This window comes from Flavobacterium psychrolimnae (assembly GCF_003312425.1).
GTDB classification, from domain to species: Bacteria; Bacteroidota; Bacteroidia; order Flavobacteriales; family Flavobacteriaceae; genus Flavobacterium; species Flavobacterium psychrolimnae.
The window spans coordinates 244,725-258,849 of the sequence record NZ_QNUX01000003.1 but is presented as its reverse complement, the minus strand read 5'-3'; the positions used below and the strand labels follow the sequence as shown (position 1 = coordinate 258,849).

General features: G+C 34.7%; 14 protein-coding genes and 1 tRNA gene. 11 read left to right on the top strand and 4 right to left on the bottom strand.

Going from position 1 to position 14,125, the window contains the following annotated elements; all coding sequences use genetic code 11:
- Nucleotides 1–33: 33 nt before the first annotated feature.
- Nucleotides 34–1,635, bottom strand: a complete 1,602-nt coding sequence (gene aceB / locus DR980_RS05060) for a malate synthase A (protein ID WP_113634159.1) — start codon at nucleotides 1,633–1,635, stop codon at nucleotides 34–36.
- A gap of 117 nt (nucleotides 1,636–1,752) precedes the next feature.
- Here aceB and DR980_RS05055 point away from each other — a divergent pair, with 117 nt between their 5' ends.
- The 4 genes from DR980_RS05055 (at nucleotide 1,753) to DR980_RS05040 (ending at nucleotide 7,165) form a co-directional block, all read left to right on the top strand.
- Nucleotides 1,753–3,234 (top strand): helix-turn-helix domain-containing protein, encoded by a 1,482-nt coding sequence (locus tag DR980_RS05055; RefSeq protein WP_113634158.1) that lies wholly within the window; start codon nucleotides 1,753–1,755, stop codon nucleotides 3,232–3,234.
- 451 nt (nucleotides 3,235–3,685) lie between these two features.
- Nucleotides 3,686–4,351 (top strand): succinate dehydrogenase cytochrome b subunit, encoded by a 666-nt coding sequence (locus DR980_RS05050; protein ID WP_113634157.1) that lies wholly within the window; start codon nucleotides 3,686–3,688, stop codon nucleotides 4,349–4,351.
- A 13-nt stretch (nucleotides 4,352–4,364) separates the two neighbouring features.
- Nucleotides 4,365–6,365, top strand: a complete 2,001-nt coding sequence (locus DR980_RS05045) for a fumarate reductase/succinate dehydrogenase flavoprotein subunit (protein ID WP_113634156.1) — start codon at nucleotides 4,365–4,367, stop codon at nucleotides 6,363–6,365.
- 53 nt (nucleotides 6,366–6,418) lie between these two features.
- Nucleotides 6,419–7,165 carry a succinate dehydrogenase/fumarate reductase iron-sulfur subunit gene (locus DR980_RS05040; protein WP_113634155.1) on the top strand — a complete coding sequence of 249 codons (747 nt, stop codon included), beginning with the start codon at nucleotides 6,419–6,421 and terminating at the stop codon, nucleotides 7,163–7,165.
- A gap of 79 nt (nucleotides 7,166–7,244) precedes the next feature.
- Here the strand turns inward: DR980_RS05040 and DR980_RS05035 are convergent, their stop codons facing one another.
- The gene (locus tag DR980_RS05035) at nucleotides 7,245–7,808 is read right to left on the bottom strand and encodes a hypothetical protein (RefSeq protein WP_113634154.1); all 564 of its coding nucleotides are present in this window, start codon (nucleotides 7,806–7,808) and stop codon (nucleotides 7,245–7,247) included.
- 74 nt (nucleotides 7,809–7,882) lie between these two features.
- Here DR980_RS05035 and DR980_RS05030 point away from each other — a divergent pair, with 74 nt between their 5' ends.
- Nucleotides 7,883–8,653 carry an amidohydrolase gene (locus DR980_RS05030; RefSeq protein WP_113634153.1) on the top strand — a complete coding sequence of 257 codons (771 nt, stop codon included), beginning with the start codon at nucleotides 7,883–7,885 and terminating at the stop codon, nucleotides 8,651–8,653.
- Here DR980_RS05030 and DR980_RS05025 read toward each other — a convergent pair.
- Nucleotides 8,650–10,308 (bottom strand): Ig-like domain-containing protein, encoded by a 1,659-nt coding sequence (locus tag DR980_RS05025; protein ID WP_113634152.1) that lies wholly within the window; start codon nucleotides 10,306–10,308, stop codon nucleotides 8,650–8,652. The two genes, DR980_RS05030 and DR980_RS05025, sit on opposite strands and share 4 nt — an antisense overlap.
- A gap of 219 nt (nucleotides 10,309–10,527) precedes the next feature.
- Between DR980_RS05025 and mce the strand changes: the two genes are divergently transcribed.
- The 3 genes from mce to DR980_RS05010 all read left to right on the top strand — a co-directional run bounded on the left by mce (nucleotide 10,528) and on the right by DR980_RS05010 (nucleotide 11,558).
- A complete protein-coding gene (gene mce / locus DR980_RS05020) occupies nucleotides 10,528–10,929 on the top strand; it encodes a methylmalonyl-CoA epimerase (protein ID WP_113634151.1) in 402 nt (133 codons plus the stop codon).
- Nucleotides 10,930–11,071: 142 nt separating this feature from the next.
- Nucleotides 11,072–11,145 (top strand) — tRNA-Ile (locus DR980_RS05015).
- 203 nt (nucleotides 11,146–11,348) lie between these two features.
- Complete coding sequence (locus tag DR980_RS05010) at nucleotides 11,349–11,558, top strand: hypothetical protein (RefSeq protein ID WP_146779217.1); 210 nt, start codon at nucleotides 11,349–11,351, stop codon at nucleotides 11,556–11,558.
- A gap of 32 nt (nucleotides 11,559–11,590) precedes the next feature.
- On the opposite strand, the gene DR980_RS05005 is transcribed toward DR980_RS05010, so the two are convergent.
- Entirely contained in the window at nucleotides 11,591–12,178 is a 588-nt protein-coding gene (locus DR980_RS05005) for a riboflavin synthase (protein WP_113634227.1), read from the bottom strand.
- Nucleotides 12,179–12,236: 58 nt separating this feature from the next.
- On the opposite strand from DR980_RS05005, the gene pdxA reads away from it, so the two are divergent.
- The 3 genes from pdxA to rpmF all read left to right on the top strand — a co-directional run bounded on the left by pdxA (nucleotide 12,237) and on the right by rpmF (nucleotide 14,118).
- On the top strand, nucleotides 12,237–13,286 hold the full coding sequence (pdxA, locus tag DR980_RS05000) for a 4-hydroxythreonine-4-phosphate dehydrogenase PdxA (RefSeq protein ID WP_113634149.1): 1,050 nt from the start codon (nucleotides 12,237–12,239) through the stop codon (nucleotides 13,284–13,286).
- Nucleotides 13,287–13,371: 85 nt separating this feature from the next.
- On the top strand, nucleotides 13,372–13,914 hold the full coding sequence (locus tag DR980_RS04995; protein WP_113634148.1) for a YceD family protein: 543 nt from the start codon (nucleotides 13,372–13,374) through the stop codon (nucleotides 13,912–13,914).
- Between the two features lie 9 nt (nucleotides 13,915–13,923).
- A complete protein-coding gene (gene rpmF, locus DR980_RS04990; RefSeq protein ID WP_007137315.1) occupies nucleotides 13,924–14,118 on the top strand; it encodes a 50S ribosomal protein L32 in 195 nt (64 codons plus the stop codon).
- Nucleotides 14,119–14,125 lie beyond the last annotated feature (7 nt).

Below are 14,125 nucleotides of genomic sequence, written 5' to 3'. Positions count from 1 at the left end.
GGTTGTTTGTTAATAGGTATTGCAATTGATTTTTTAAATGTATTTGTATCCGGGAATTGTCAAAAATTCGATAAAATTGTCATTCACGACCAAAATGTCTAATAATTGTTCGGCCAGTCTGTATTTATGTTTTTCATGATTTTCGTTTCCAACAAGCTTTCTTATTTTTTCAAATTCCTCCATGGCCAATCGATGATAGTATTTTTCATTCAGTACTTTTTGATTGTCTAAAACGACTTCGTTTTGTAGCCATTGCCACAATTGTGATCTCGAAATCTCAGCAGTAGCTGCATCTTCCATTAAATTATGTAACGCTGCTGCACCTTGTCCGTTGAGCCATGAAGCGATATATAAAACTGAAATACTGATGTTTTTTCGAACGCCTTCTTCGGTAATGGTTCCTTTTGGAGTTTCGAGCAAATCACCTTCGGTAACGTGTACGTCTTCTCTTTTTATATGAATCTGATTTTTGGTCGGCATGTTTTTATCGAATACCGTCATGGCGAGCGAAACCAAATCCGGATGTGCGACCCAAGTGCCGTCATGACCATTTTTAACCTCCCGTTCTTTATCGGCAATTACTTTGTCGAAAGCTGTTTTATTAGCTTCTTCGTTATTTTTTATCGGAATTTGTGCAGCCATTCCACCTATTGCATGAATGTTTCTTTTGTGGCATCTTTGAATAACCAATTGCGAGTAGGCACTCATAAATGGCGCTGTCATCGTCACTTGGTCTCTGTTTGGAACTAGGAAATTTGGATTTTTTCTTAGTTTTTTGATGTACGAAAAAATGTAATCCCATCGTCCGCAATTAAGACCAACAATATGATCTTTCAATTCAAAAATGATTTCGTCCAATTGAAAACTGGCAGTTATGGTTTCGATTAAAACCGTGGCTTTGAATGTTCCGTTTTTTACACCTAAATATTCCTGCGTAAATTCGAAAACTTCATTCCACCATCTTGCTTCCAGATAATGTTCCAGTTTTGGAATGTAAAAATACGGTGCCGTTCCATCTTCCATAAGTTGTTTGTAATTATGAAAAGCATACAAGCCGAAGTCAATTAGTGATCCTGAAGTTTGTTCTCCGTTAATCAAAATATTTTTTTCCGGCAAATGCAATCCTCTTGGACGAACTAGCAGTACTGCAGTTTTTTCGTTCAGACTGTATTTTTTATTCTTTATAGTATCTTCAAGAGCAATGGTTTTATTTACCGCATCTTTCAGGTTTTGCTGTCCCGTCATTAAGTTGCTCCAAGTAGGAGAAGTGCTGTCTTCAAAATCAGCCATGAATGTTTTTGCACCCGAATTCAATGCATTAATGACCATTTTTCTGTCGACTGGACCGGTTATTTCGACTCTACGGTCTAATAAATCGTCTGGTGTTTGCGCCGCTTTCCAATTACTTTCTCTGATGCTTTTGGTCTCAGCAGGAAAAGTGGGTAAGGCACCTTGATCAAATAAATCCTGTTGTTTTTTTCTTTCGTCTAGTAACAAAAGTCTTTTGGCATTGAATCGCTCGTGAAGTTCTGTAATAAAATTAATGGCTTCATTCGTCAAAATTTCTGGATAATGCTCTTTCGTTTCATTGGAAAACTGTAACGATTTTTCGGTTGTTTCGGTATTTGCTTTCATGGTTAATGTGTTTTACATGACAATGTTACGAAAAGTTTTTTACAAAACAAGCGAACGTACGCTAAAAATGAAAAATATTTTTTTTGACGTAAATATTTTTTAGTTTATCTTTGAGATATGAACATAGAAAAGGATTATATCAAGTTGATTTTTGGGCTAAAACTCAAGCAGGCTCGCACCAATAAGAATCTGTCACTATTTGGTTTGGCAAAAATCACAGACCTTTCAAAATCGTATTTAAACGAAATTGAAAAAGGTAAAAAGTATCCAAAAACGGATAAAATTATTCTGTTAGCCGAAAAACTCGATATTTCCTATGATAATATGGTATCGTTGAAACTGGATAATAATCTGGCGCCCATTGGAGAAATTCTAAAATCGGGTATTCTAAAAGAGATTCCTCTGGAGATTTTCGGAATTCAGGAAAACGATCTTATCGATATTATTGCTAATGCACCTGCAAAAGTGAATGCGTTTATCAGCACGATTATCGAGATTGCGCAACATTATAATTTGACAAGAGAGAGTTTCTTTTTGGCTTCGTTGCGTTCTTACCAAGAAGCGCATACGAATTATTTTGAAGATTTAGAACAGAAAGTGTTGCAGTTTTCGAAAGCGTTTCACGTGAATATTGAAGCCAAAATTTCGATTGAAGAACTCACGGCGATTTTAATTGAAGAATATGGTTATACGATAAAAGAACTCGTTTTTTCGGAGCAAGAACAATTGGGTGATTTGAGATCGATTTTTGTGCCAAAAAGCAAGACATTGTTACTTTCGTTAGACATTGACGAACCTCAAAAAGCGTTTATTCTGGCCAAAGAAATTGCGTATAATTACCTTGAAATCACCGAAAGATTGTACACGTTCAGTTGGATTAAGTTTGATAACTTCGATCAGGTTTTGAACAACTTTTATGCTTCGTATTTTGCCGGAGCGTTACTTATTCCAAGGCAGAAACTGATAGACGAACTGAATTTATTTTTGTCTAAAACAGATCCAAAACCTCAGGAAATGATTGCTTTGATGAGTGGGTTTAATGTTTCGCCAGAATCGTTTTATCAAAGATTGACTAATATTTTGCCAAAAGATTTTCAATTGAAGAATCTTTTCTTTCTGCGATTGTCGCATCAAATAGGAACAGATACTTATCAAATAAAAAAGGAATTACACATTACGAACCAGCAGGAACCGCATGCGAATGAAATGAATGAACATTACTGTAGAAGATGGGTTTCCATACGTACGATTGAGCAATCATTGAAGCAGAATAAAAATCATTTTTTTGACGCGCAAATTTCCAGTTATGAAAACAGCAAAAATGAATATCTTGTTTTTTCATCTGCAACACCGGATCCGTTTAAAGTAGATTGTATCCGCAGTATATCGGTAGGAATTTTGATTACGGCTGGAATGAAGAAAAAATTTAAGTTCATCGAGAATGATTCGCTTAAGAAACAGATTGTCGGGGTTACTTGTGAAACCTGTGCCGTTAAAAATTGTTTGGAACGTGCTTCGCCACCAATACAATTAGAGCAAAAAATGCGTAACGAAAATACAGATTTAATTGTGCAGCAATACATGGCAAAATTCAGTTAGAATCAATTCAATTTGTTGATAAAAATGCACTGGATTCTTTAGTGTCAGTCCTATGAATTTTATAGATTACAGCACTTGTTTTTATTTTTTATTTTAAAGCATAAAAATTTGAAGACGATTTGAAAGTGCTTGTTTTTTCCGCTGCCAAAAGAAAATTTTTGTTCCTTTTGCTGATTTAGAAATAAATAACACTAAAAATTAGGGAATTATTAATTTTAGACGGTTTTATATTTGGTTTTTAGTCATTTTCTTGACCGCATATTTTGTGTTATTTTCTTTTTTTGTTTAACCGTTTTCTTCCCGTTTTTGCATTTATGTTTGATATTTAAGGATTTCTTGGTATTTTGTATAAAACACTTTAAAATCATTATAAATAACAGCGAAAAGGTTGTAGTTACTGTCTAATTGCTCTATTTTTGTATAATTTTTTAAAACAAATTATATAAATCTTATGGCAAAATCTGCATTATTGAAATCGTCAATAGCAAAAAAAGTAGCTATGGCACTTTCAGGACTTTTTTTGATGTTGTTTCTAGCACAGCATTTTTTTATCAATATGACATCGGTATTTAGTGCCGACACCTTTAATTCGATTTCTCATTTCATGGGAAATAATCCATTAGTTCAATTCGTAATTCAGCCTATCTTGATTGTGGGAGTGATTTTTCACTTTGTTATGGGTTTTGTTTTGGATTTTAAAAATAGAAGTGCAAGGCCAGTTGGTTACGCAAAAAATAATGGAGCGGCAAATTCATCTTGGGCATCAAGAAACATGATTATTTCTGGATCAGTTGTTCTTGCATTCATTTTGGTGCATTTTTACGATTTTTGGGTTCCTGAAATGGTTTACAAATACGTAGATGGAAGTCCGTTAAACGAAACGAGATATTTTGAGGAGTTAACACACAAATTTGAAAGTCCGATTCGCACCGTTTTGTACAGTCTTTCTTTTTTATTATTGTCATTGCACTTATGGCACGGTTTCAATTCTTCGTTCCAATCGGTAGGATTCAATAATAAATATTCAAGATCATTACATAAATTAGGATATGCTTTTGCAATTGTAGTTCCTTTTGGTTTCATTTTCATTGCATTATTTCATCATTTTAATCATTAATATTAAATTATAAATGGCATTAGATTCAAAAATTCCAGGAGGTTCAATTTCGGACAAATGGACAAATTATAAAGATCATATTAATTTAGTAAACCCTGCTAACAAACGTAATTTAGATATAATTGTCGTTGGTACAGGTTTAGCTGGAGGTTCTGCTGCTGCAACTTTAGCAGAATTAGGATATAACGTAAAAGCTTTTTGTTTTCAAGATTCACCACGTCGTGCGCACTCTATTGCTGCACAAGGGGGAATTAACGCTGCAAAAAACTATCAAGGTGACGGGGATTCAACGTTCCGTTTGTTTTACGATACTGTAAAAGGAGGAGATTACCGCGCCCGTGAAGCAAACGTTCACCGTTTAGCTGAGGTTTCTACAAATATTATTGACCAGTGTGTGGCTCAAGGAGTTCCTTTTGCACGTGAATATGGCGGATTATTAGACAACCGTTCTTTTGGAGGTACATTAGTTTCTAGAACTTTTTATGCTAAAGGACAAACAGGACAACAATTACTGTTAGGGGCGTATTCAGCAATGAATCGCCAAATAGGTCGTGGAAAAATAAAAATGCACAACCGTCACGAGATGCTGGATTTAGTTATCGTAAACGGAAAAGCAAGAGGGATTATCGCTCGTAACTTGGTTACAGGAGAAATCGAAAGACATTCTGCTCATGCCGTAGTTATTGCTTCAGGAGGATACGGAAACGTGTTTTTCCTTTCGACTAACGCGATGGGAAGTAACGTAACTGCAGCTTGGAAAATTCACAAAAGAGGAGCTTATTTTGCAAATCCTTGTTATACGCAAATTCACCCAACTTGTATTCCAGTATCCGGAGATCATCAAGCAAAATTGACATTAATGTCAGAATCGTTGCGTAATGATGGACGTATTTGGGTTCCTGCAAAGTTAGAAGATGCTAAGGCGATTAGAGAAGGGAAATTGAAACCAACTCAAATTGCAGAAGCGGACAGAGATTATTATTTAGAAAGAAGATATCCTGCTTTCGGAAACTTAGTACCTAGAGATATTGCTTCTCGTGCTGCTAAAGAAAGATGCGATGCAGGTTTTGGTGTTAATAAAACGGGAGAAGCTGTTTACCTTGATTTTGCTGCGGCAATTGAAAGATACGGAGTGGATCAAGCCAGATTGAAGCATTTAGATGAGAACGATAAAGCTTTAGTTACTAAATTAGGAACAGAAGTTGTGGCTAATAAGTATGGTAACTTATTCCAAATGTATGAGAAAATTGTGGATGAAAATCCATATTCAACTCCCATGATGATTTACCCAGCCGTGCATTACACAATGGGAGGAACTTGGGTTGATTATAACTTACAAACTACAATTCCGGGTTGTTTCTCTATTGGAGAATCTAACTTTTCAGATCACGGAGCAAATAGATTAGGTGCTTCTGCATTGATGCAAGGTTTGGCAGATGGATATTTTGTACTTCCTTATACCATCGGAGATTATTTGGCACCAGATATTAAAATGGGTACTATCTCTACTGATTCTCCAGAATTTGAACAAGCGGAAAACAACGTTAAGCAACAGATTGAAGCTTTAATGAATAACGGAGGTTCTAAACCAGCGGATTATTTCCATAAGAAATTAGGAAAAATCATGTGGGATAAAGTTGGGATGGCTCGTAATGCTAAAGGTTTAGCCGAAGCACAAAGTGAAATTGCAGCAATTAGAGAAGAATTTTACAAAGAAGTGAAAATTCCTGGAACAGCTAATAGTTTCAATACTGAACTGGCTAAAGCACTTCGTATTGCAGATTTCCTTGAATTGGGAGAGTTGTTTGCTAAAGATGCTTTGCATAGAAACGAATCTTGTGGAGGTCACTTCCGTGAAGAGTATCAAACACCAGAGGGAGAAGCACAACGTGACGATGAAAACTTTGCATATGTTGCAGCATGGGAATATAAAGGTAATCCAAGCGATGCAGTATTACATAAAGAAGAGTTGAAATTCGAAAATGTTAAACTAGTTCAAAGAAGTTATAAATAGTATTTAGAAAAGTCTCGATACTTAATTCTTAATACTTAATACTTACAAAAAAAATGAAACTTACATTAAAAATATGGCGTCAGAAAAATGCCGCTGCAGAAGGAAAAATAGTTGAATATCCAATTGACGGAATTGAACCAGATATGTCTTTTCTTGAAATGCTTGACATTTTGAACGATGAGTTAATCGTAAAGGGAGAAGATACCGTTGCATTTGACCATGATTGTCGCGAAGGAATTTGCGGAATGTGTTCCTTGTATATCAATGGTGAAGCGCACGGTCCTGACCGTTTGGTTACGACTTGTCAGTTGCACATGCGTAAATTTAAAGATGGAGACACTATTTTTATCGAGCCGTTTAGAGCAAAAGCTTTCCCGGTAATTAAAGATTTAGTGGTTGATAGAGGTGCATTCGACAGAATCCAGCAATCTGGCGGATTTATTTCTGTAAACACATCTGGAAATACTATCGATGCCAATACAATTCCTATTCCTAAACACGATGCTGACAGAGCTTTTGATGCAGCTACATGTATTGGCTGTGGAGCTTGTGTGGCGAGTTGTAAAAACTCATCTGCAATGTTATTTGTCTCTGCAAAAGTGTCTCAGTTTGCTTTATTGCCACAAGGTAAAATTGAAGCTGCTGACCGTGTAATGAACATGGTAAACCAAATGGATGCAGAAGGTTTTGGTAACTGTACTAATACTGGAGCATGTGAAGTAGAATGTCCAAAAGGAATTTCTCTTGAAAACATTGCCAGAATGAATAGAGAATATTTATCTGCAAGTTTAAAAGGATAAAAATTCAAAGTACATAATTAAAAAACGCATTCAATGTCAAAGTTGAATGCGTTTTTTATGCAAAATAATCATTCTTAAATTAATCTTTCCAGCCCCAAGGTGCGGAAGGTGTTGCTACTGTTTTTGTCAAGTCAAATTTCACGGTAAACAGTCGGTCTGAACCGATACGTCTTAAGTTGTAAGTAAAAGAAGTTTCGTCTAAAGTCATCCACCAAACATTTGCGGAAGCATTTGGAATCAAATCAGAGGTTTGTTGATCTGCCGGAAAAAACTGAAGCGTCGATGAGCCAGAATTTGAGGCTATTCCGCCGTATTGGGTCACCTTATCTTCGGAACCGTCTTCGTGACGGTGATCGTGTTTCAATTGGATTCGGTCATTTTTATAGGTTAACACCCAAGTTCTTGATTTGTCCTCTCCTACAAAAAACGGAATCCGAATCGTATTTTCGTCACAGTTGCGAACGTGCATCACTAGTTTTTTATCTCGAAATGTGTCATTGGCAGCGCCCTCTTTGACCTCTCCTTCAAAGGATTTTCCGCATTGTTTTTGTAAGTTTTTCCAAAATTGTTTCGCACCTGATTTTTCTTGTCCAAAAATCAAAATAGAGAATAACATGGTGTATACAAGAAGTATCTTTTTCATAAAGTTATTTTTTTTAGCTAATATAATGAACTTATGGTATTGTGATATTTCCTATTTTTATAAAAAATAAAATCATGCAAGTTACCCTGATCCAATCTCCTTTAATTTGGGAAAATCCAAAGCTAAATCGCGATTATTTTGAGACCAAAATAAATGAAATTACTTCGGCAGTTGATTTAATTGTATTGCCTGAAATGTTTACATCAGGCTTTACAATGAATCCAGATAACGTAGCTGAAACCATGGAAGGTGAAACAATAACTTGGCTTAAAGTGTTGGCGAAAGCCAGAAAATGCGCCATTACGGGAAGTTTAGTTATTGCAGAAAATGGAAATTTCTACAATCGATTAGTGTTTGTATTTCCCTCTGGAGAAATTCAGTTTTATGATAAAAGGCATTTGTTTACTTTGGCTGGAGAAGACAAAGTTTATACGAGTGGTAACCAAAAAATAGTGGTGGATTATTTAGGATGGAAAATTTGCCCGTTGATTTGTTATGATTTGCGATTTCCTGCTTTTTCAAGAAATTCAGAAGATTATGACTTATTGATTTATGTGGCAAGTTGGCCAAAAATAAGAACGAATGCTTGGGATGCTTTATTGAAAGCCAGAGCGATAGAGAATATGAGTTATGCGATTGGCGTCAATAGAATAGGTGCAGATGCTAATGGTTACGAATACATTGGTCATTCGCAAGCGGTCGATTTTCTTGGGAATTATGTATTGGAACCAGAAGAATCTGAAGGTTTTTTTACTGTAAAATTAGACCAAGAAAAAATGTTGGAAACCCGACAAAAATTAGGTTTTTTGAACGACAGAGATTCTTTTGAAATAAAAAATATTTAGTTCTGATTTTTCTTGTCAGTTTTCACTTTAGGTTTAGGAATGTAGGGAAGACTCAAATCAAAGGCTTGGGTGACGTCCCAATTTGTCCGAACAGGAATTTCTTCGGAAAAGTAAATCACTTCTTCTGCCTGAAGTTTTTCTAAATAATTTCCTGGATCCCACTCTTTATTTTTGTTGGTGTCATAAATAGCGCGCAAGGTATAAATAGCGGGTTCGATTAAATTAAATGCTATTGTGGTATTGTTTTCTGTGTATTCAGTTGCCAAAACATCACCTTTTAGATTCGTTAGTTCTATAATTACAGGAAATTGTTTTACATTTTCTAATGTTACTGTAAGATTCCCGTAATCATCAGTACTTCTTGTCGTTACCTTGTAAGTTAGTGAGTCATTGGATTGTTCGAAAAAATCAGTTAATGCGCCGGGTAAAATTTTAAAAGTATAGCTTTCTGAGGGCTCTTTTTTGAAATCAAAATACAATTTCTGATTGAAATCATCGTATTCTGTTGTAAAAGGAACTGTTTTTTTTGCGTTATTAGTTAATTCTATTTTTGAATTTTCGATGTTAATCAAGGGAGTTTTACTCTCTAATGTAAAACGTTCTCTGAATTTCAAATCGTTAGTTTGTATAGCAGAGATATTCAGGGTGTCCCTTTTTTGGTCTTTTATTTTAAAGGAGAAATTAGCTTTGTATTGGTCTTTGGCTACAGCCATATTTAGCGAATCTGCCTTTAATGGTTTATACCATACTTGTAGCGAATCCTTTTTTGGGAACTTGGTAATGACAGTAGTTAAGATGTCATTGTTGTTTTTTAATATTATTTTTGGGCTTGTTGCCACAGAGTTGATATTTCCTTCATATCCCAAAAAGAGTCTATTTCCGGAAGCTTGGGTTGGTTTAAAAGTTTTAAAAGGCAGTGTTTCCTTGAATAATTCCAACTCGTAAATGGTGTCGTTAGGAATGGTAATAAAATCTTTACTGAATCCTATTTTATCGTTTTTTGGATTGTATTTATTATTGCTGTTGTAATCTTTCATGGCTACAAGAAGATATTTTCCGGCTTTTAAATTCTCAAAACGAAAAGTCTTCAAACTATCTAATGTGTTAGTCACATATCTTGGGTTCTCATTATAGACTACAGAATCCTTAAAAGTGTTATTCACGTCATATAACATAACTGAAACGAATGATTCAACTTCTTTGTCATAAGCGCTTTTTACAGTTCCGCCAAGGCTTAAAGAATCGATATAATCACCAGTTGAAAACACGTATTTGAATTGATTTAATGGATTTCCTTCATTATTATCAGCGATACTTTGGCCAAAATTAAAGCTGTAAGTGGTGTTGGGTTGTAGCGTGTCTTTTATTTTTATTGTAATCGTTTTGCTCGCCGTTGTTGGTAAAATCAACGGTTCGTTTTTCATTGGGGGTGAAATGATTAATTGTTTGTTCAAATTTTTCAATTTGATATTCTCGTCAAAGACCAACTTAATTTCATTTCCTTTGAAGTTGGTATTAAAATTTTCAGGGAAACTCATTTTCAAAATAGGCGCTATGGTGTCTTTTAAACCACCAGTTATGGAGCCTCTTTTGGCACAGCCAACAGTAATTAAAAGCAATAGAAAGAAGGTATATTTTAAATTGTTTTTCAACATATCAAATCATAATTAGAATCTACAAAATAACAATTATAATTCATGCAATCGAAATTTTTTATAGAATTATTATGAGCGATTTAATTCAGCTTACTTTTTAGATTGCTTCCCTTTTTTTGTTTTTAATGTTTAATTTTACATCAGTAAATAGTACAGTAATAACTAGTAGCGGTATTTGAATTTTCAAACGAAAATAACGTTGCCTTCAAATAATATATAATGAGAAAAATAGAACATATAGGAATCGCTGTTAAAGACTTGGAAGTATCAAATTTAGTTTTCGAAAAACTCTTTGGTGCTCCCGCTTATAAATTTGAAGCGGTAGAAAGTGAAGGAGTAACAACTTCTTTTTTTATGAATGGCCCCAATAAAATTGAACTACTTGCAGCAACTAATCCGGATAGTCCAATTGCCAAGTTTCTGGAAAAAAAGGGAGAGGGAATTCATCATATCGCTTTTGATGTAGAAGATATTGTTGCGGAAATAGCACGTCTAAAAATGGAAGGATTTGTGGTCTTGAATGAAATTCCAAAAAAAGGCGCTGATAATAAGCTTGTTGCGTTTTTGCATCCAAAAAGCACGAATGGTGTTTTGATTGAATTGTGTCAGGAAATAAAATAATTTCATTATAGATAAATGGGTAGTATTCTAATATTCAGTTGGTTTCTGTTCGAAAAAAACTAATAATGAAACTATATTTAAATCTAAGTCAAAAATATTTGGAGCAAATGAAAAATAGTGGTAATATTGCACACTCTAAACCGGTCCTATAGCTCAGCTGGTTAGAGCACCTGACTCATAATCAGGTGGTCCCTGGTTCGAGCCCAGGTGGGACCACAAAAAAAGCCCTCAAAATAAATTTTTTGAGGGCTTTTGTTTTGAGGGTATCTTAAAATAAGAATTCATTAAAATTTAAATCTTCGTGTTGTAAGAGGTGTTTTTGATTTTTTTTTTTTTTGTTAAATTCAATAAAGATTGTTAATAAATTAGCTTAATTTGTTTTTTAAATAATAGATTCACTATTTTTGGATATTATGAAAATGGTGTTAAATAAATTTTACCTTTTAATAGCTTTCCTTTTTGGGACGTGTTTAGCTATTGCTCAGCCTCCGGCACCGCCTGGTCCTACATTGCCTCCGCCTCCTGGATTGCCTATTGATGAAAATATATTGACAATGATGTTAGTTGCTTTACTATTTGGAATTTACATCATTTATAATTTTAAAATAAAACAAAAAACTCCAATGTAAATTGGAGTTTTTTGTTTTATAAAGTGTAATTGTTATTTGTTTGCGTACAATCGGGAAACGTACTTGCCAATCACATCAAATTCAAGATTTATTCTTGTGCCTACTTCAAAAGTATTGAAATTGGTGTGTTCGTGTGTATAAGGGATAATAGCCACGCTAAACTGATTTTTCTTTGAGTCTACAACTGTCAAACTTACTCCATTTACTGTAATGGAGCCTTTCTCGATGGTGATGTTGTTTAGGTTCTCGTCGTATTCAAAAGTGTAAAGCCAGCTTCCGTCAGTTTCTTCGGCGGTAATGCAGGTTCCTGTTTGGTCTACATGTCCTTGTACGATGTGTCCGTCAAGTCTGTCGCCTAGTTTCATTGCTCTTTCCAGATTGACGCTGTCACCAACTTTCCAATCGGCTAGGTTTGTTTTTTTTATGGTTTCGTCTATCGCTGTTACAGTGTATGAAGTGTCGTTTATGGCAACAACCGTAAGGCATATTCCGTTATGAGCAACGCTTTGGTCTATTTGAAGTTCGCTGGTAATCGATGAATTCATCGTGATATGCACGTTAGTGTTCTCTTTTTTTATTTCTTGGATGATGCCAAGGGTTTCTATGATTCCTGTAAACATTTCTTGTTTTATTTTACTAAATTTGCACTTCAAAATTAGCAATAAATAACGGTATGTCATGATGAAAAAAGCAGAAAATATAATCGTAGGAATTTCTATCGGAGATTTAAACGGTATTGGAAGCGAAGTTGTTTTAAAAACATTCGAGGATTCTCGTATGTTAGAGTTGTGTACTCCTGTTATCTTTGCGAATGTTAAGTTGTTGTCTTTTGTGAAAAAAAGTTTTCAATCTACTTCTCTGTTGCATGGTATTGATAAACTAGATCAAATCGTTCCTGGTAAAATTAATGTTTTGAATCTTTGGAGAGAAGGTGTGGACTTGAATCTGGGTGTAAATGATCCAAAAGCAGGAGAGTATGCGATAAAATCATTTGTTGCTGCTACCAAAGCGTTGAAAGAAGGACTTGTTGATGTGTTGGTAACGGCGCCTATTAATAAATATAATATCCAGTCTGAGGAGTTTAAGTTTCCGGGTCATACGGATTATTTAGACCAGGAATTAGAAGGCAATGCACTTATGTTGATGGTTCAGGATAATTTAAGAGTGGGATTGTTGACGGATCATATTCCTTTAAGTGAAGTGGCATCTCATCTTACGGAGGAACTAATCAAGAAAAAAATTGAAACCGTAAAACAGTCTTTGATTCAAGATTTCAGTATCAATAAGCCTAAAATTGCAGTTTTGGGATTGAATCCACATTGTGGTGACGGTGGGGTTATTGGTAATGAGGATGACTTGATACTAAAACCAGCACTAAAAAAAATATTTGACAAAGGAACTTTGGTTTTTGGACCCTTTGCTGCCGATGGTTTTTTTGGTAGTAACCAATACGAGAAATACGATGCGGTTATAGCCACTTATCACGATCAGGGATTGATTCCTTTTAAAACATTATCTTTTGGCAAAGGAGTTAATTATACTGCGGGTTTAAATAAGATAAGAACTTCGCCGGATCATGGTACGGCTTATGACATAGCAGGAAAGGGAATAGCGGATTTCAACTCTTTTAAAGAGGCGGTATATCTGGCTTTAGACATTTATCACTCAAGAAATCAACATGCCGAAATCAGTGAGAAACCATTGAAAACAAAAGAAAAGCAGTTGTGAACAAAAAAAAGTGAATAACATTATTAGATTTGCAATAATTTTATATCTTTGCACTCCCGAAGTTTAGGGGCAAATTGTTGTTGAAATGAAGAACACAAAAGAATATTTAATTCCTTTTATAGGATTAAAGCTAGGGAAACATCATTTTGAGTATCAAATCAGTAATGCGTTCTTTGAAATCTTTGATTATAATGAATATCAAAATTCAAATATCAAAGTAAATGTAGTTTTAGAGAAGAAAAGTACGCTGTTAGAGTTGAGTTTTAAGCATAAAGGTGTTGTAAATGTACCTTGTGATCTTACCAGCGAAGATTTTGATATGCCAATCAAAGGCAAGATGAAATTAATAGTTCGTTTTGGTGAAGAATTTAATAATGACAATGAGGAATTGTTAATTTTACCTCACGGAGAATTTGAGATAGATATTGCACAATATATTTATGAAATGATTGTGTTGTCAGTGCCTCTAAGACGTGTTCATCCAGGCATAAAAGACGGAAGTTTACAAACGGAAGCTTTGACTAAGCTGAATGAACTTGCAGTAAAAGAAATAAAAGAAGAAAATAAAGAAGAAGAAAATATTGACCCGCGATGGGACAAATTAAAGCAACTATTAACGGATAAATAATATAGTAAAATGGCGCATCCTAAGAGAAAAATCTCCAAAACAAGAAGAGATAAAAGAAGAACACATTACAAAGCTACTGTAGCACAAATCGCTACTTGTCCTATCACTGGAGAAGCACACTTATACCACAGAGCTTACTGGCATGAAGGTAAAATGTACTACAGAGGGCAAGTTGTTATAGATAAATCTGTAGCTGTTGCTTAATACATTT